Source organism: Acinetobacter sp. 1125_18A (assembly GCF_052824985.1).
Window position 1 is genome coordinate 348,922 of sequence record NZ_VTDG01000004.1, and the last position, 20,028, is coordinate 368,949.

General features: G+C 39.2%; 14 protein-coding genes. 8 read left to right on the plus strand and 6 right to left on the minus strand.

What is annotated here, in order from left to right:
* Window positions 1–2: 2 nt before the first annotated feature.
* The 6 genes from FY049_RS09765 to FY049_RS09790 all read left to right on the plus strand — a co-directional run bounded on the left by FY049_RS09765 (window position 3) and on the right by FY049_RS09790 (window position 11,359).
* The gene (locus tag FY049_RS09765; protein ID WP_446083638.1) at window positions 3–3,116 is read left to right on the plus strand and encodes a multidrug efflux RND transporter permease subunit; all 3,114 of its coding nucleotides are present in this window, start codon (window positions 3–5) and stop codon (window positions 3,114–3,116) included.
* A complete protein-coding gene (locus FY049_RS09770; protein ID WP_446083639.1) occupies window positions 3,113–6,208 on the plus strand; it encodes an efflux RND transporter permease subunit in 3,096 nt (1,031 codons plus the stop codon). The genes FY049_RS09765 and FY049_RS09770 overlap by 4 nt, the downstream gene beginning before the upstream one ends.
* An 18-nt stretch (window positions 6,209–6,226) precedes the next feature.
* Entirely contained in the window at window positions 6,227–7,621 is a 1,395-nt protein-coding gene (locus tag FY049_RS09775) for an efflux transporter outer membrane subunit (protein WP_446083640.1), read from the plus strand.
* 867 nt (window positions 7,622–8,488) lie between these two features.
* Window positions 8,489–9,808, plus strand: a complete 1,320-nt coding sequence (locus FY049_RS09780) for an NCS2 family permease (protein WP_004721188.1) — start codon at window positions 8,489–8,491, stop codon at window positions 9,806–9,808.
* A 121-nt stretch (window positions 9,809–9,929) separates the two neighbouring features.
* Window positions 9,930–10,931: an adenosine deaminase gene (locus FY049_RS09785; RefSeq protein WP_446083641.1), complete on the plus strand. Its 1,002-nt coding sequence runs from the start codon at window positions 9,930–9,932 to the stop codon at window positions 10,929–10,931.
* A 71-nt stretch (window positions 10,932–11,002) separates the two neighbouring features.
* Window positions 11,003–11,359 (plus strand): hypothetical protein, encoded by a 357-nt coding sequence (locus tag FY049_RS09790; protein ID WP_004721183.1) that lies wholly within the window; start codon window positions 11,003–11,005, stop codon window positions 11,357–11,359.
* Between the two features lie 102 nt (window positions 11,360–11,461).
* Here FY049_RS09790 and FY049_RS09795 read toward each other — a convergent pair whose 3' ends face one another.
* Window positions 11,462–12,013 (minus strand): cytochrome b, encoded by a 552-nt coding sequence (locus tag FY049_RS09795; protein ID WP_446083642.1) that lies wholly within the window; start codon window positions 12,011–12,013, stop codon window positions 11,462–11,464.
* 224 nt (window positions 12,014–12,237) lie between these two features.
* Here FY049_RS09795 and FY049_RS09800 point away from each other — a divergent pair, with 224 nt between their 5' ends.
* Window positions 12,238–12,615: a hypothetical protein gene (locus FY049_RS09800; protein ID WP_004721179.1), complete on the plus strand. Its 378-nt coding sequence runs from the start codon at window positions 12,238–12,240 to the stop codon at window positions 12,613–12,615.
* A gap of 249 nt (window positions 12,616–12,864) precedes the next feature.
* Window positions 12,865–13,434, plus strand: coding sequence for a ribonuclease HII (rnhB, locus tag FY049_RS09805; RefSeq protein ID WP_056510505.1), 570 nt, complete (start codon window positions 12,865–12,867; stop codon window positions 13,432–13,434).
* 79 nt (window positions 13,435–13,513) lie between these two features.
* Here the strand turns inward: rnhB and csrA are convergent, their stop codons facing one another.
* From csrA to FY049_RS09830, 5 genes are all read right to left on the minus strand, one after another.
* Window positions 13,514–13,765, minus strand: coding sequence for a carbon storage regulator CsrA (csrA, locus tag FY049_RS09810; RefSeq protein ID WP_004721174.1), 252 nt, complete (start codon window positions 13,763–13,765; stop codon window positions 13,514–13,516).
* Window positions 13,766–14,008: 243 nt separating this feature from the next.
* Complete coding sequence (locus tag FY049_RS09815) at window positions 14,009–15,289, minus strand: aspartate kinase (protein WP_004721171.1); 1,281 nt, start codon at window positions 15,287–15,289, stop codon at window positions 14,009–14,011.
* 63 nt (window positions 15,290–15,352) lie between these two features.
* Window positions 15,353–18,046 (minus strand): alanine--tRNA ligase, encoded by a 2,694-nt coding sequence (alaS, locus tag FY049_RS09820; protein WP_446083643.1) that lies wholly within the window; start codon window positions 18,044–18,046, stop codon window positions 15,353–15,355.
* Between the two features lie 243 nt (window positions 18,047–18,289).
* On the minus strand, window positions 18,290–19,066 hold the full coding sequence (locus tag FY049_RS09825) for a hypothetical protein (protein WP_446083644.1): 777 nt from the start codon (window positions 19,064–19,066) through the stop codon (window positions 18,290–18,292).
* A 29-nt stretch (window positions 19,067–19,095) separates the two neighbouring features.
* Window positions 19,096–19,914, minus strand: a complete 819-nt coding sequence (locus FY049_RS09830) for a hypothetical protein (RefSeq protein ID WP_446083645.1) — start codon at window positions 19,912–19,914, stop codon at window positions 19,096–19,098.
* Window positions 19,915–20,028 lie beyond the last annotated feature (114 nt).

Genomic DNA, 20,028 nt, shown 5'->3' on the forward strand with positions numbered 1-20,028 from the left:
TCATGAATATTTCACGGTTCTTTATTTTACGTCCAGTCGCAACCACATTATTGATGTTAGCACTGTTGTTGAGTGGCTTCTTGGTTTGGCGGTTGTTGCCTGTCTCTGCTTTGCCACAGGTCGATTATCCAATTATTCAAGTCTATACTTTTCAACCTGGCGCCAATCCCGATACAGTACAACGCACAATCACCGCACCACTCGAACGAGAAATGGGAAAAATTGCTGGTTTAAAGCAAATGTCTTCTAGTAGTTCAGTGGGGGCATCCGTTATTACCTTGCAGTTTGAACTGAGCGCAGAACTTGGTGTCGTTGAACAAGAAGTACAGTCAGCACTCAGTACCGCCAGCAGTAAATTACCCAATGATCTACCAGCACCACCGATTTACCGTAAAGTAAATCCTGCTGATGTTCCTGTGATTACCCTTGCCATCAGTTCAGAAACTTTACCTTTAACAACAGTCTACGACATGGTGGATACCCGAGTTGCACAAAAGCTTTCTCAGCTTTCAGGTGTCGGGATGGTCAGCCTTGCGGGGGGGCAACGTCCAGCAATACGCGTGCAAATGAATGCTACGGCACTTGCTGCCTATAAAATGAGTGCTGAGGATGTGCGTTCTGCAATTAATTCTGCCAATGCAAATCAACCCAAAGGCAGCTTTGATGGACCATATCGCACCACCATGTTGGATGCCAATGATCAGATTCGCTCGATTGCAGATTATGAAAATCTAATTTTACGTTGGAACAATGGCGCACCGATACGTCTTAGAGATGTGGCAAAAGTCATAGAAGGGAGCGAAGATCGCTATATGGCGGCTTGGGCAGACAGTCAAGCTGCAATCTTGGTTAATGTACAGCGCCAACCGAATGCCAATGTGATTCAAGTTGCAGATCAGATTAAGCAAATATTGCCTGAGCTACAAAAAAATCTGCCTGAAAATGTCAAAATTCGAGTGTTAACCGATCGAACTGAGAGTATTCGTAGCTCCATTGATGATGTGCAAAAAGAATTGGTTTTTGCCGTGTGCTTGGTGGTGATGGTGACTTTTTTATTTTTAAGAAATTTATCCGCTACGATTATTCCTAGTATTGCCGTACCACTGTCGATTATTGGTACTTTTGTCGTCATGTATTTTTTAGGCTTTTCTGTCAATAACCTGACTTTAATGGCACTCACCATTGCGACAGGTTTTGTAGTCGATGATGCAATTGTGATGTTGGAAAATATTGCACGACATCGTGAGGCAGGAGAAAGCTTATTACAAGCCGCACTTAAAGGATCTAAAGAAATCGGCTTTACCTTAATTTCCCTGACGATTTCACTGATTGCAGTATTAATCCCATTACTGTTTATGGGGGATGTGGTTGGGCGACTGTTCCATGAATTTGCTGTCACTTTAGCAGCAGCAATCGCAATTTCATTGGTGGTGTCGCTTACATTGACGCCAATGATGTGCGCATATTTATTAAAAAATGCCAAACATTCAACTTCTCACAGTCGCTGGAGTCTAGACCGAATTATCCAGCAATACGGTAAAGCTTTACAGTGGGTTTTTCGGCATCAAGTACTGACTCTTGCGGTGATGTTGAGTACCGTCATTTTAGCGGGTCTGCTGTATTGGATGATTCCCAAAGGCTTTTTCCCTGTACAGGACAGTGGTGTCATACAGGTGGTGACTGAAGCGCCTGATGATATTTCATTCCAAGCCATGAGTGAGCGTCAACAAACACTCGCGGGGCAGATCTTAAAAGATCCTGCTGTGGAAAGTTTGTCTTCATTTATTGGTATAGATGCCAATAATCCAAAACTAAGTAATGGACGTATTTTAATTAATCTAAAGCCGCATGCTGAAAGAGATCCTGTAGATCAAATTATGGCACGACTTAGAGGACAGTTCGCTCAAGTTGAAGGGATTCAAGGCTGGATGCAACCAGTACAAGAGCTGAGTATTGAAGATAAAATTAGTCGTACTCAATATCAACTGAGTATAAGCGCTGCTAAAACGACAGATTTAGCCGAATGGACTCCTATATTTGTTGATGCTTTACGACTACAACCTGAATTTGCACAAGTCACCAGTGAAGAGGGTGGACAAGGCTTACAAGCATTTATTGATGTCAATCGAGATGCCGCAGCACGTTTGGGTTTAAACATTGAAGATATCAGTTTAGCTTTACAAAATTTATTTGCGCAGCGCCAGATTGCAACTTTATACACGCAATCTAATCAATATCGTATTGTTTTAGAACTGGACCCAACATTCACTCAAGGTATAGATGCTTTAGGGCAAACCTATATTCATAATAAAAGTGGAGAGCCGATATTACTCAGTTCTGTTGCCAATATTGTGCAAAAACGCGTGCCTATTATTCTGCAACAGCAATCACAATTTCCAGCCAATGGGGTATCTTTTAATCTTGCATCAGGGGTCGCGCTCGGGGATGCGATCAAAGCGATTGATCGTGTACAACAGCGTCTAAATCTACCAACAGAAGTCAAAGTCAAACTGCAAGGTGCAGCTGCTGCTTATGAGAACTCGCAACAACATACGTTCTGGTTGGTGATTGCAGCAATAGTGACCATGTACATTGTGTTGGGCATTCTGTACGAAAGTTTTATTCACCCGATAACCATTCTTTCTACCTTGCCATCTGCAGCAATTGGTGCTTTGTTGGCACTGTTTATGGTTAATCGGCCGTTGGACATGATTGCCTTGATTGGGATCATTTTATTGATTGGTCTGGTCAAGAAAAATGGCATCATGATGGTGGATTTTGCTTTGGCTGCACAACGTAATGACGGATTGTCACCACAGAAAGCGATTTATCAAGCCGCACTGATGCGTTTTCGCCCAATTTTAATGACCACACTTGCGGCACTGGTTGGGGCAATTCCATTGATGCTTGCATCGGGTTCAGGGGCTGAATTACGTCAGCCTCTTGGGATCGTCATGGTGGGTGGTTTGATTTTAAGTCAAGTCCTCACGTTATTTACTACACCAGTGGTTTATTTATTTTTTGATCGTCTGCAATATTCATTGCAACATACCAATTCAGATTTATCTGTAGATGATTTACCCACAGATCATGATACGACAAGGAGAGAGTTTTGACCTTTCTCTCGACCTTTATTCACCGACCTGTTGCCAGTATTTTACTGGGAATCGCAATTGTATTATTGGGTATACTGGCCTATTTCCGCTTACCTGTAGCCGCGTTACCACAGGCAGATATCCCAACGATTGTGGTGCGAGCAAGTTTACCAGGTGCAAGTCCTGAAAGCATGTCTGCCACCGTGGCGACGCCATTAGAGCGTGCCATGATGGGCGTTTCAGGGGTAAAAGCGATTAATTCTTCAAGTAATCAAAGCGCAACCCAAGTGGTTTTGCATTTTGATTTAAATACTGACATCAATGAAGCCGCCAGAGCGGTCCAAGCTGCAATCAATGCTGCGATGTCACAGCTGCCTTCTGGAATGCCAAGCCCTCCTGAATATTTCAAGATCAATCCAAGTCAGAGTCCAATTTTTTATTTGGCATTGAGTTCAGAACATCTTTCTGCGGGCAAACTCTATGAAATTGCCAGCAATCAGCTGCAGCCAAATATTGCGCAAATTAATGGGGTTGGGGAAGTTGTCATTGACGGGGCATCTATGCCAGCTGTGCGAATTCAACTCAATCCAAATGCCTTGATTTCACAAGGGGTGTCTTTGGAGCAAGTTCGTGAAGCGATTGTAAAAAGTAATACAGTACAAGCCTTAGGGGTAATTGAAACTGAACAGTTACGTTGGCAAGTTGAGCTTCCAAGTCGTTTAAAAAAAGCGGATGATTTTGCCAATTTGATCATACATCAAAATGGTCAGACAGTTGTCCGTTTAAAAGATGTGGCTGAGGTACAGGATTCGGTCGAAAACCGTTATGTAAGTGGTTTTCACAATGGCAAACCAGCGGTTATTATTAAAATCAGCCGTCAACCCAATGCAAATACCGTTGCCACAATTGAAAAGATCAAAGAAAAACTACCAGAGTTAAGCAGATTAATTCCAGCAGATTCACAACTGACCACAGTGATGGATGGATCGGAAATTATTCGGGCGGGCTTAAATGAGGCAAGGGATACTTTATTATTTTCCATGCTTTTGGTGATTATTGTGGTCGCACTGATGTTAGGTCGTCTGCAAAGTGCTCTTGTTCCAAGTATTGCTTTGCTGGTGACTTTGATTGGCGCATGCAGCCTGGTTTATCTCGCTGGATTTTCATTGAATAACTTGTCAATTATGGCAGTCATTGTTGCGATTGGGCTCGTGGTTGATGATGCAATTGTGGTTTTAGAAAATATTGAACGTCATATAGAACAGGGTGAACAGCCTATACAGGCTGCCTTAAATGGTATTCGAGAAGTCGGTCTGACCTTGCTGGCAATGAATTTGGCTTTGGTGGTGATCTTTATTTCCGTGCTATTTATGGGAGGTGTAATCGAACGATTGTTTAGAGAGTTTTCTTTAACACTGATTTTTATTATTATTTTATCTGTATTTGTCTCCCTAGTCCTTACGCCAAGCTTATCTGCACGCTGTTTAAAACCATTAGAGAGTTATCAACATCAGGTTTTGTATCGCTATAGCCATCGCTTGATGCAGGGTTTGAGTCAGCTCTATTTGCATTCGCTGAAATGGATGATTAAACACGGTTATTTGGTCATTTTGCTATGGGGCGGTGCAATCGCTGCCTCCGTATATGTCTATCAAACATTACCCAAACGGGTATTACCTGAGCAAGATACCGGACGGGTTGAAGCTTTTATTCGAGGGGATGATGGCTTCTCCTTTCAAATTATGCAACCCAAAATCGCCACCTTTAGTGAAAGTGTATTAAAGGATCCCGCAGTCAAAGATGTGATTGGTACGTCTGGTGGTGCTGGCGGAATCACCAATTCTTTTTTAATGGTGAGTTTAAAACCCAAAGCAGAGCGAGATGGCAAATCTTCACATGAAATTGTAGATAGAATTAAAAAAAATGCCCCATGGCTGGCAGGTGCGATTTTTTCTGCACAAGTCAAACAGGAACTAGAATTGGATGATCCATTTTCAAGTGGAAGTGGGCAAGATTATTTGTTGTTACTGCAATCTGATGATGTTGCGTTGCTACGTCAGTGGGTGCCTAAAGTTGCTCAGGCAATGCAGAAGCTTCCAGAGTTAGAAGAAGTTGAAACCATGGGCGATGAAGGTGCCCAGCATGTGACTTTAGACATTGACCGTGAAGCAGCACGTCGTTTGGGTGTGGACATAGAAAATATTTCAAGTGTACTCAATAACTCATTTTCGCAGCGCCAAATTTCGACTATTTATGATCAAACCCAACAGTTTTATGTGGTGATGGAAGTCGATAAACACTTTACTGAACATCCTGAAGCGCTGGCAAATGTACGCATTCCAAACCAACAAGGGATTGCTGTACCACTCAGTAATTTTGCCACATGGTCTTATGGTATTACCAATGATCGGGTTTATCGACGCAACCAATATGCCGCAATGGGGATTGGTTATGTGGTTAAACAAGGCTATAGCTATGAACAAGCGGATGCAGCTATTCGTAGTGTTTTACCCGAAGTGATGTTACCCAATGAAATTTTTATCATGACAGATAAAGATGTCGAGGCGGAAAGTTTGCAGGCTGGTTTATCGACCCCGTTACTTGTCTGTGTGGTGATCTTACTTATTTATATCGTTCTTGGGGTTACCTATGAAAGTCTGATTCATCCATTGACGATTTTATCGACAGTACCCGCAGTGGCTTTGGGGGCTTTGTTGACCTTATGGTTATTTAATTTCCAATTCACCTTAATTGCACTTTTGGGCATGTTTTTATTGATCGGAATTGTTGTAAAAAATGCCATTCTTTTAATTGATTTTACTTTATTAGAAAGAAGAGCAGGCAAGACTGCATATCAGGCTATTTTGTCTGCCGCAGCTCTCCGTTTTCGTCCAATTCTGATGACCAATACCGCAGCGTTGCTCGGTGCAATTCCACTGGCACTTAGCTGGGGAGAAGGGGCAGAGTTACGTCAGCCTTTGGGTGTTGTCATTGTGGGTGGTTTAGCCTTGGGTCAATTATTGACGTTGTATACAACGCCTGTCTTGTATTTGGTGTTGGAAAAATGTGCTGAATCTTGTTTGAAATTGAAAAATAAATATGCACTTCATTGAGGTAAATAGGAAAATATAATGCAGAGTTTAATCGTTAAAAATGTCATGTGCCTTAGTGTGTTATTGATATTGACTGCATGCAATTCTACTGTTGTGTTGCATCCGCCTGAATATAAAGTGCCAGTCCTTCAAACGGATGATCATTATAAATATGCTGTTTTAAATTGGAAAAAAACCTCAAGCTTAGAAGTCAATGCCAACACTTGGTGGGAAATTTTTCAAGATCCTATTCTTAGTCAATTGATGCAACAATTGAATCAAGAAAATTTGAGTCTGAAACAAGCGGAAGCACGATATCAACAAGCCAATGCCTTACTTGAGCAGCAACGCGCTAACCGTTTGCCAAGTTTAAAGTTAAATGGTTCTGCACAACGTAGTGGAACAAAGGACAGTACGCCAAATAACCAATTTACAACGGGTGTTCAGGTCAGTTGGATTCCTGATTTATGGGGCAGGGTCGCCAAAGCAGTTGAAGGGCAACAGGCAAATTTAGAGGCTTCACAGGCTGACTTAGCTGCAGTTAAACTCAATCAACAATTATTGGGCACAGAAAGCTATTGGAATATCCGAGTACTGGATGCGCAGTTGGATGTTTTACGACAAACCCAACACAGTTATCAGCGTTCCGTCAAAATTTTAAATAACCAATATATTGCAGGGATGATCGCGAGAGCGGATGTGATACAGGCTGAAACGCAACTCAAGCAAGTGCAAATCCAGCAGATAGAAACCCAGCGAGAACGTGATTTACAAGAAAATATTTTAGCTGTGGTACAAGGTAAAACGGTTGCTCAATTTCAATTGGCCAAACAGAAACAGCACTTTCAAGTTCCAATATTACCAGCTCAGCTACCAAGTCGGATGCTTATCCAACGCCCTGATGTGATACGTGCTGAACGTGAATTGGCTGCAACACATGCCCAATTGGGCTTGGCTCAAACGGCATGGTTACCCGATCTCAGTATTGGTTTAACGGGTGAAGTAAATAGTCGTGTGTTGAGTCAACTGTTTCAAGCACCACAGTACTTGTGGTCGACTGGATTACAAACAACGGCATTGATATTTGACGGTGGAAAACGTAAGGCTGAGATTGCACAAGCACAAGCGAGTTATGCTGAAAAAGCAGCAGCGTATAGACAGGCTGTTTTAACGGGTTGGAAAGAGGTTGAAGACGCGCTTTTACAGTCATCCAGTTTTAAACAGCAACAATCTGAACAAGCTCAACTATTTAAACTTGCTTTAGAAAATGAACAAGTTGTAACTCGACGCTATAACGCTGGCTTAGTCAGTTATTTAGAAGTGATCACAGCACAGAATTTAACCTTACAGGCGGAACAGGCAACTTTACAGCTCAAGCAGTTGCAGTTAAAAAATACAGCCCAACTGATTGCAGCCTTAGGTGGAATCAGTTGAAGGCCCTATGTAAAACTTAAGTGAGTTGGCTTAAATCTTTGAATAGTGTATTTAAATCTTATTGATTTAAAAGCTTACATGCTTTTAAAAGTGTGTAAGCTAAGCTGTCTAAACTCTTGTTGTTAAAAATTTTATGTATTTAAAGATTGCCTATGATTCATCAAGTTTCATGTTGTTTTTTTATCATCATTTAAAACAAATAGCACCATTTTAGATGTATAGCAGGATTTAAAGCCTGATATGCACTATGAAAGCGCAAGTTAATACTTGTGATTTGTCGGACAATTTTATTGTTAAAGTGTTATTTGTGTCACATTTATGTGTATAATCAGCGAAATTTATACCCTGATTTGATTTTGAAATGGTAAAGCTTGTAACTTTTTTCGTGTTTAGTAGTGTGATATTTCTAGGCTATTTTTCTTATGTCGATTCGCAACAGAAAAAACAACAAGAAATGCAAAATATTATCAAAGATGCGAATTTAACCATTCGGAAAATTGAGTCTAATCCTAATAATCACAATCATTTAAAAGTAAGTAATACGGTGATTTGATTTACGTACTGTATATCCTTAAAGCACTAAACTTCTGAGTTCACATGAATTGGATGACTAAAAGCATCAGATTGATAAAATTATTTAAACTGTATGTTATAATTTGTAATATGTAATCGATAACGACCGTTAAACCTTCTAGAAAATGAAAGCTGCTAATCTGCAGCTTTTTTAATTCAAGTTTTTTATCGGAAATGTCATTTTGGTATGTTTATTGAATGCTGAATTATGGCCTTAATTGACGGCATTTAGCATTTTTTTTAAATGAACTCGATTTTATCAACGAATAGCTCAAACTTAACAGGGGCTCAACAATGACGAATCCAAATCCTTCAGCGGGTTTGCTTGAACGCTTATTTAAACTGAGCGAAAACAAAACAACGTTTAGAACCGAAATACTGGCAGGTTTAACGACATTTTTAACAATGTGCTACATCATCATTGTTAACCCATTGATTCTTTCAGAAACAGGTATGGATCATGGCGCCGTATTTGTGGCAACGTGTTTAGCCGCTGCGATTGGTTGTTTGGTCATGGGGGTTGTTGCAAACTATCCGATTGCACTTGCACCAGGTATGGGGCTGAATGCTTATTTTACCTATTCTGTTTGTTTAGGTATGGGCGTTGAATGGCAAACCGCTTTGGCTGCTGTATTTGTTTCCGGACTTGTCTTCATCGCAATTAGCATGTTTAAAATCCGTGAAGCCATTGTCAATGCGATTCCAATGTCATTGAAATTTGCAATCGGTGGTGGTATTGGATTATTCCTTGCACTGGTTGCATTGAAAAACTCAGGCATTATTGTTGCAAATCAAGCAACTTTGGTGGGTCTGGGGGATTTAAAACAACCTACAGTCTTACTGACTTTATTGGGTTTTTTCCTGATCGTGATTATGCACCACTATAAAATTCGTGGCGCAATTATTATCAGTATTTTAGCAATCACTGGTATTGCAACAGCTTTAGGTTTAAATGAATTTAAAGGGGTTGTTGGTTCGATTCCTTCTATTGCACCGACATTCATGCAAATGAATTTTGAAAACTTATTTACGGTAAGTTTAGTCGGCGTGATTTTCGTATTTTTCTTGGTTGATTTATTTGACTCAACCGGAACATTGGTCGGGGTTTCACATCGTGCTGGTTTATTGAAAGATGGTAAATTACCACGTTTGAAAAAAGCGCTATTTGCAGATTCTACTGCAATTGTTGCTGGTGCTGCTTTGGGTACATCATCAACAACGCCTTATATTGAGTCATCTGCGGGTGTTGCTGCAGGCGGTCGTACAGGTTTAACTGCAGTTGTTGTCGGTATTTTATTTTTAGCGTGTTTATTTTTAGCACCATTGGCTCAATCTGTTCCCGGATTTGCGACTGCTCCAGCATTATTATTTGTTGGTGTGTTGATGATTCAAGGTATCATCAATATTGAATGGGATGATATTACTGAAGCAGTTCCAGCATTTTTAACCATTGTATTTATGCCATTTGCTTATTCTATTGCAGACGGTATTGCAATGGGCTTTATCAGCTATGCATTGGTTAAATTATTTACAGGTAAAGCGAAAACAGTTCCATATATGGTTTGGATCATTGCTGTGCTCTGGGTGATTAAATTCGTTGCATTTGGTGGTTAATAAATTTAAATAAGAAAAGGGTGTAAACTCAAGTTTGCACCCTTTTTTGTTTTAATCAGATTGAAATGAATCCAAACGATTTGGATGATTGAAATTTAATTTAATAAGTTTGAGGAAAAACGTGAATAGATTAGAACTTATTCGTGCCTTACCTAAGGCGGAACTCCATGTACATATCGAAGGCACGTTTGAGCCTGAGTTGATGTTTGCAATAGCTCAGCGTAATCAAATTGATATCCCGTATAAATCTGTAGAAGAAGTCAAACAAGCGTATAACTTTCATAATCTACAGTCTTTCCTTGATATTTATTATGCAGGTGCAAATGTACTGATCAATGAACAAGACTTTTATGATTTAGCTTGGGCATATTTTGAAAAATGTGCAGAAGATAAAGTTGTACATACTGAAATGTTCTTTGATCCACAAACACATACTGACCGCGGGGTTGCCTTTGCAACGGTGATCAATGGTCTACAACGTGCATGCGATGATGCTCAAACAAAGTTGGGTATAAGCTCTCATTTGATCATGTGCTTCCTGCGTCACTTAAGTGAAGAAGCAGCATTTGAAACGTTAAAGCAAGCTTTGCCGTATAAAGATCAAATTATTGCTGTAGGTTTAGATTCAAGCGAAGTTGGGCATCCACCAGCTAAGTTTGAACGAGTTTTTGCTCAAGCACGCAAAGAAGGTTTCTTGGTGGTTGCGCATGCGGGAGAAGAAGGGCCTGCTGAATATGTTTGGGAAGCTTTAGATTTATTAAAAGTAAACCGTATTGACCACGGTGTACGTTCAGAAGAAGACCCAGCACTGATGCAACGTTTAATTGCAGAAAAGATGCCTTTGACTGTTTGCCCACTGAGCAATTTAAAATTGTGTGTGGTGGATGATATGGCACAACATAATATTCACCGTTTATTGCAAAAAGGTGTGCATGTGACTGTCAATTCAGATGACCCATCTTATTTTGGTGGCTATATGAATGATAATTTTATTTCGATTGCTGAAGCACTAGATCTTTCAAATACAGAGTTAAAGCAATTGGCAAAAAATTCATTTGAAGCGTCATTTATTTCAAATGAAGAAAAGCAAAAATGGAACAATCAAATTGATCAATTGGCTTAAATCAAGCTATATTCTTTAAGCATATAAAAGCAGTGTGTGAACACTGCTTTTTTTTTCATGAGGGAAATAGAATGAAATTTTTAACAACATGTTTAACCTTATTCATTATTTTACCTGTGACTGTTGCATGTGCAGACTCAAGCACAGAAACGATTACGCAGAAAATGCTAAAGCCTTTAATCGAACAGCAGTGTGCCAGTGAGTTAAAAGCGTCAAAGATTTGGCAAGCATCCTCATTTTTATGGACAGCTGCACAACAGCAACATGCACAGCAAAAAATCTGTGGCTGTGTCAGTGAGAATGCTTTGAACGATGTACCAGCTAAACAGCTGGTGATGGCAACTTTTAATGAAGCTGCAAAAAATAAGCTGATTCAACAAGCAGTGATGAATAGTTTAAAAGGTTGTGCAAAAGAAGCATTAAAGTAAAGATCTAGGATTTAAAGCGCCATAAATTTAAACCACAATAAAAATATAAAAAAAGCACACCGTTTTGATGTGCTTTTAATAGGCTTTTTAATCTGTATATGGTTAACCTTGTCCTGTCATACTTTTCAATACATTGTCTTTATCAATAAAATGATGTTTGAGCGCAGCGAGAACATGTCCGACAAGAAGTAAGCCAGCAGCCCATGAAATATAAATATGTAAAGGTTTAACAATCGCTGTTAAATCGGGATTATCTTGTACAAGTCTTGGAATCTCAAATAAGTACAATACAGGCACGGGATGACCAGCACTCCAGCTAAATAAACATCCTGTGATTGGCAATGCCAATAACATGAAATATAAACCCAAATGACCTAAATGAGCCAAAGTTTTCATCAATGGTGACATGGTTTCAGGTAGTTCAGGGGCAGGGTGAGTGTAACGCCAAAAGATACGGATAATCACCAAAAAGATAATCACCGATGCAATATTCTTATGTAGGGTAATGACATCGCCTTTAAACGGTCCATCGACATCATAGCTTAAAAAATTGCCACTATAAAAACCAATGACCCAAGCGGTAATAAAGATGATTGCCATAATCCAATGCAACCATTGTGCTGTCCTTGTATAGTATTGTGATTTTTGTTGCATGACACAGATTCCAATTTAATTTAGTGCTTATAATATGGATTTTATTAAAAGAAATCAGTTCTAAAAACTCAACGTATTGTTTTAAATTTGCAACGCTTAAAGCAATAATTGTGAAATATTTATCCATTTAGCGTCTAATGAGGTGATTATTCAAATTTTTAGTTTAATCCAAGTGTTAGTTTAGGCAAAATAGCCTAGCTTTATCTCATAAAAAGGAAAAAATTGTGAAAAAACGCGTTGTCTTTCTTGCTTCAATCGCTTTAGCTCTAACGGCTTGCGCGACCAATGATCCAACAGGTGCTGCAGCAGCGTCAACAACTCAGCAGTTAGGTGGTGTTGCGCTTAAAATCGCGATAAATGCGAAATGTACAACTGAACTGAATAATTTACCTGCTTGGAAGACTGCAACAAAAGTCATGACTGCAGACCAGAAAAACAATGTACAAAGTGAAATTTGTGGTTGTGTCAGTGAAAAGGCACCCCAAAGTGTTAGCACTGTAGATTTAGCAACAGCTGCTTTAGATCCTCAAGCGCGTGCTACGATTGTTTCAAATGTGGTGACAAAAACAATTAATGCATGTGTTGCAGAAGCGATGAGATAGTTGCATTAAAGCATCAAAGACATATGAATTTATTGATACAGTTTTTTGTATATTGATAAATTCATGGTCTTAGGACTGATGCTCTTTTCTTTAAATGGCGTCTTTCACGCTAAGCAAAATATTCTAAATTTTGATCAGTCGATTGAAGTTATGTAGAAAGAAAAGGGCTTTCGATCTGTCATCATCTCAAGATGATGATCTATGAACTCAGATAAAACCTGTTGAGCTTCTTTTAGGATAGGAAAGAAAATGTTAGTTGCTGGTGTAGATGAAGCAGGACGAGGTCCATTGGTTGGCTCTGTGGTTGCAGCTGCAGTTATTTTAGATCCAAACAACCCAATTCAAGGGTTAAATGATTCTAAAAAATTAACTGAAAAAAAACGTGAAAAGTTATTCATTGAGATTCAGGAAAAAGCGATTGCTTGGGCAATTGCTGAAGCAACACATCAAGAAATTGATGAGCTGAATATCTTGCAAGCTTCATTATTGGCGATGCGACGTGCTGTAGAGGCACTTAAAACGCGACCAGAACATGTGCTTGTAGATGGCAATAAAGTTCCTAAAGGCTTAAGCATGAGCTGTGATGCGGTCGTAGGCGGGGATGCTTTACATGCTGAGATTAGTGCGGCAAGTATTTTAGCCAAAGTAACGCGTGATCATGAAATGGTTGAGTTAGACAAGTTGTATCCGCAATTTGGTTTTGCTAAACATAAAGGTTATCCAACCAAAGCACACTTTGACGCCATCGCTGAACATGGGGTGATTGATCAACATCGCCGTAGCTATTCGCCAGTCAAAAAAGCACTGGGTCTTGAATAAAAGGGATGATGTTTTTTACTGATCAATAAAAATTTAAAGCGGCTTAAAAGCCGCTTTAGTTTCCAAAACCACTATAATCTTAACGATTATAGGTGTTTTGCGAATTATCATCTTCAAAAGAAGGTTGATAATCTTGATCAATATGTTGCAAATGCTCGTGCATAGCACGCTCATGTTGAATACGTTGATAAATTTCTTCGCGATGTACAGAAACTTCTTTTGGGGCATTTACACCAATACGAACTTGGTTGCCTTTAACACCAAGCACAGTAACACTGACTTGATCCCCAATCATCAAAGTTTCTCCGACACGGCGGGTCAGAATCAGCATGTTTATCTCCTTGCTTAAACGCTAAACCTGCGATGAATTTCTAAAAACTAGAAAACACAACTTTAAATAGCACCGATAATTTTAACAGAATAATGTGACAAATTTTTCATTTTCACATTGCTCTATTGAAATTTCTCTAAAACCTCAAAAACTAATATAACAGAGCCACTATAGAAAACACTATAGTGGCTCTGATTTTTTCTTGGTCAAAACAGCGAATAAGTTGCTATATTTGATCAAAAATTATGCACGCGCACTCGATTCGCCATGTTCACGGTCTAAACCGAAGGCTGTATGGAGTGAACGAACTGCAAGTTCTAAGTAATTTTCTTCAATAATCACAGAAATTTTGATTTCAGAAGTCGAGATCATCAAGATATTGATCCCTTCATCTGCAAGTGCAGTAAACATTTTACTTGCAACACCTGCATGAGAACGCATGCCAACGCCAACAATCGACACTTTAACAATGTCATCACGCGTAGCAACTTCACGCGCACCAATCGCTGTAGCCGTTTCTTCTAGGATTGCTTTGGCTTTTTTAAGTTCACCACGATTCACGGTAAAAGTGAAGTCAGTTGTGCCATCTTCTTCAACGTTTTGGATGATCATATCCACTTCAACGTTTGCAGCACCAATAGGCGATAAGATTTTAGACGCAATACCTGGTTCATCAGGTACACCTAAAATTGTTAATTTAGCTTCGTCACGGTTAAATGCGATACCAGAAATAATTGGCTGTTCCATATTGTCTTCCGCTTCAGTAGTGATTAGTGTTCCGACATTGTTTTTGAAATCTTCGTCGAATGCGCCATCATTGTCATTATCAAAACTTGATAATACGCGTAAAGGCACTTGGTATTTTCCTGCAAATTCAACAGAACGAATTTGCAATACTTTAGAACCGAGAGATGCCATTTCAAGCATTTCTTCAAATGAAATACGATCAACTTTTTTCGCTTTAGGTGCAACACGAGGATCAGTGGTATAAACCCCATCCACATCTGTGTAAATCTGACATTCATCTGCTTTTAATGCTGCAGCAAGTGCAACACCAGAAGTATCAGAACCGCCACGGCCTAAAGTTGTTGTATTGCCATCAATGTCGAAACCTTGGAAGCCTGCAACAACAATGACACGACCTGCATCCAAGTGATTTGTCATCACATCTGTATCAATAGATTCGATACGGGCTTTGGTAAACGCGCTGTCAGTTTTGATACCAACTTGACGACCTGTGAGTGACTTAGCTTCAACACCAATTGAATTGAGCGCCATTGCTAACATTGAAATCGTTACCTGTTCACCCGTAGACACCATTTGGTCTAGTTCACGAGGATCAGGGGTTTCGGTAATGGCTTTCGCTAAAGCCAATAAGCGGTTTGTTTCACCACTCATTGCGGATACAACCACTACAACCTTGTGGCCGTGGTCATGCCAACGCTTTACACGACGAGCAACATTTAAAATGCGCTCGGGAGTACCCATAGAAGTACCGCCATATTTTTGAACGATTAATGCCATAGTTGTTCCATATAAGCCATGACCCTAATCGGCATTAGGGTCAGTTACACAAAAGGTGAAGTATTATTTTTGAGCAAGCCAAGCAGTTAAATCTGCCATCACTTGTTCAAACTTCTCGTTTAGTGGCGCGCCACCTTGTGCTAAGTCAGGTTTACCACCACCTTTACCACCAAGCTCAGTTGCTAAGTGTTTGATGATGTCACCCGCTTTTAGATTTGCAGTGAAATCTTTAGCTACAGATGCGATAAGACTAACTTTGTCACCTTCTACAGCCGCAAGCACAATCACTGCATTATCTAATTTTGATTTGACACTGTCATGAAGATGACGAACAGACTTCGCATCTTGTCCTTGAACTGTGGCAATAAGTGTTTGGCGACCCGCAATTTCCGTCACTTGACTGATTAAATCAGAGGCTTGGAAATTCGCCAATTTTTGATTCAATTGCTCAATTTGTTTTTGCAATTGATGTGCTGTTTCTAGCGTTGATTGAACTTTTTCAACAGTTTGATCTTTCTGTGCTTTTAATAAATCGTTGATATGCAAAATGTCTGCATCAAATTTTTGAACGATTTCAAGCGCTTTGGTACCAGTAACAGCTTCAATACGACGAACACCTGCTGCAACACCACTTTCAGAGGTGATTTTAAACAGACCAATATCGCCAGTACGTTTTACATGGATACCACCACAAAGTTCGATAGAGAAATTTTTCTCATCTTGGATTGAACCCATAGAAAGTACACGAACTTCATCACCATATTTTTCACCGAACAACATCATTGCGCCTTTTTCTTTTGCAGCATCAATGTCTAAAAGTTCAGTAGAAACTGCGGTGTTTGCAATCACTTCACGGTTTACAATACGTTCAACCTGTTGAATTTGTTCAAATGTCACCGGTTGGTCATTGGCAAAGTCAAAACGTAAAATGTCAGAAGCGACCAAAGAACCTTTTTGTTGTACGTGCTCGCCCAATACTTGACGTAGAGCAGCATGTAAAAGGTGAGTTGCAGAGTGGTTGCGTGCAGTTGCTTCACGAAGATCTGCTTTTACAATTGCTTCAACATTTTGAGTCGCTTTTAGGCTTCCCATTGTCACGATACCTTGATGGACAAAAGCGCCACCAGATTTTTTAGTATCTTGAACTTCAAAAATACCAGTATCGTTTTTGAACAGACCTGTATCACCAATCTGACCACCACTTTCTGCATAGAACGGTGTTTGGTTCAATACGATTAGTGCTTCATCGCCTTCAACGACTTCATCAACTTGTACGCCATCTTTATAGATCGCAATTATTTGACCTTGACCTTGAATTGCTTCATAGCCATCAAATTGAGTTTCGCTATCTACTTTCACAATGCTGTTATAGTCAACAGCAAACTTGCCTGCATCACGTGCACGTTGACGTTGTGCAGCCATTTCAACTTCAAAACTAGCTTCGTCAATTTCCAGTTCGCGTTCACGTGCGATATCTGCGGTTAAATCAGCAGGGAAGCCATAAGTGTCGTAAAGTTTAAAGACGGTTTCGCCTGGAATGGTTTTACCTTTGAGGTTGGCTAATTCACCTTCAAGCAGTTTTAAACCTTGTTCAAGCGTTTTGGCAAACAATTCTTCTTCACGAATCAAAGCTGCTTCAATCACATTACGACGTTGTTCAAGCTCAGGATAAGCAGTGCCCATAGCATCGATTAATGGTTGCAACATCTTGTAGAAGAATGTACCCGTTGCGCCCATTTTATTACCATGACGTACTGCGCGACGAATAATACGACGCAATACATAACCACGACCTTCATTTGAAGGGTTAACGCCATCTGCGATCAGGAAGCAGCATGAGCGTGCATGGTCTGCGACCACTTTAAGTGAAGCAGAGTATTCAATAGGTTTATTGTTTGCTTGTGCGGTTGCAACCGCTTCAGATGTATCAACACCAATAATTTCAGCAGCAGACTTTAATAGGTCTTGGAACAGGTCAATTTCATAGTTTGAATTGACATGTTGTAAAACAGCAGAAATACGTTCCAAGCCCATGCCTGTATCTACAGATGGTGCAGGAAGATTATGCAGTACGCCATCAGCAGTACGGTTAAACTGCATGAAAACGTTGTTCCAGATTTCAATAAAACGGTCGCCATCTTCTTCTGGTGTGCCTGGTAAACCACCCCAAATATGATCGCCATGGTCAAAGAAAATTTCAGAACAAGGACCACATGGGCCAGTATCACCCATTGCCCAGAAGTTATCAGAAGCGTATTTTTCGCCTTTATTGTCACCAATACGGATAATACGATCTGCAGCTAAGCCAATTTCTTTGTTCCAAATGTCAAACGCTTCATCATCTGTATGATAAACAGTAGCATATAATTTATCTTTAGGTAGAGCTAACCATTCTTCACCAGTAAGGAAATCCCAAGCAAAACGAATCGCGTCACGCTTAAAGTAATCACCAAAAGAGAAGTTACCTAACATTTCAAAGAATGTATGGTGACGTGCTGTATAACCGACATTATCTAAGTCGTTGTGCTTACCGCCTGCACGGACACACTTTTGCGACGTTGTTGCGCGAACATAGTCACGTTTTTCTAATCCAAGGAAACAGTCTTTAAACTGGTTCATCCCTGCGTTGGTAAAAAGCAGAGTAGGGTCATTGGCAGGTACAAGTGAACTTGACGCGACACGTGTATGTCCTTGCGATTCAAAGTAGCGCAAAAATGCTTCACGTATTTCAGCAGTTGTCATAAAACGAGTACTCACAACCAAGTCACTCCTTAATTTTCGTATTGGCTAAAAGTGTGTTGCTGAGTCTGATTTTGGCGCTCAGTCACCACACGGGCTTATTTTTAAAAACGCCAAAGTATAACGGAAAATGTAGTGTCCACCAATGATTTTAAGGTGAATTATTGGTATTTCTATACATTTTCAACTTTCGTCTGGGGTAAATTTTGGTTGTATAAATTTAAAACATAGCCACATTGCCATTATCGGATTTAAGCTTGCTTAAAAAGGATCAATACTTAAAAAGTTATGATGCTGAAATTTATATACTTGACCATTAAATTTAAGCGTTTGTTGTTGCTTATATTGTTTTTTCACAGAAGTGCAGGTTTTATAGTTGGTTTTGGTCTGGTTTTTGGTTTCTTTTAAAATCATGTCCTGTAAGCCATGTGTCGTTTTATTTGATAAAATGAGAATAGTTCTGACCTCTGAATTACTATTCTCTGGACAGTTTCCAATTCGTTCATCGCCGCTATCATTCATACTGATACCGCCAATTTCTTTGATGGGTTGTCTAGGATTAACTTTAAATAAAGTTAAATTACTGTGACTATAAGTGAAACCACCTTGATGCGACGATGAAGTTTCAATACCCACGACATCAATATCAGTTAATGTTGAAAAACGGGTCGTATGGAGTTTTGCTCCATCATAATGATCTGCATCTGAGTAAAAAGTTTCTGGTGCTTTATACTTTTGCAGAATTTTATGCTGAGAAGAGTCAATTAAGTATAAATTTAGATCATGTTCCATTTCATCATAAGATTTATAAGCAATCGGTTGGCTAATGGCAATCAACTGAATTTTTTGTTGATTGTCTAAATGGATACAGCTTTGATATGTTTTGGCTTCAGTATTGGCAAAACGTGGGTTGGTTAGTTTAAATTTTTGAATTAAAGAATCTTGTAATTGTTCTGAGCAAGTTTGATAAGGTGCTGCAAAACTATTTCCAGCAATCAAAAGCAGTGCAGTGTTGAATACAATTTGTAATCTTTTCATGATCTAACCTTTTTAATTGCAAAATTTAATCAAATTCCAAAGTCTAAAAAATTAAGATGTTCAAAACGATATTTTTTCCCATCAAATTTCATGATATGACGTTGCTTTTTGACAATACGGTGGGTACTACAGTTTTTTTCGTTAAGTGTTATACGCTCTGTTTTTTCCGTTAATTGAATATCTGCTAAACCATGACTGTTCTGTTTTAAGGGGTGAAGTAAAATTTGAGTCTCAGTTTGTGCATTATTTTCACATAGAGACGGTCTTTTGCCAGCTGAGTAATTCGTCATAAATTTATCTAAAACCAATTGCATTTGTTGATTGCTGATTTTGAATAACTTTATTTCACGTATTGTATAGTCAATTCTACCTAAATGCCCATAGGTTAAGACCAATCCAATAACATGAGTATGGGGAGTTTTAGAGTAAGGATTGATATCAAATTTTAAATTTTCAAACTGATGGTTATCTGAAGAAATCTTCATGGGATAATGATAGTGATTTAGAATTTTTTCAGATGTGTTGTCAATCAAATAAAGATTTAAGTCGTAATCTGCATACCCAGACGGCATATGAAGTGGTTGACTAATTGCGATCAATTTCCGATTTTGATCCAGCTTTATACAGCGCTCAAATGTTGGATAGCGTGTATCTCTCTGTTCAGGGGAAATCAATTTAAGTTTATCAATAAATTGCAGAGTTTGTGTTTCGCTGCATCGTGAATAATTATTTTGAATATTCTTCTGTTGGGCATAACTGAAAGGAAGAAATATAAAAATACATATCGCAATACAGCAAAAATAAAATAGGCGCCGCATAAATGTCATTGTGAGCAAAGATGAATACATTTTTTTATCCAATGATGTTTTAAATTCTATTGTTTTCGAATTTTTTCTTGCTAAAGTCAGCTATATATTAACAGTAGTGATCATAAATCTTATACCATATAACTGATTATGGTA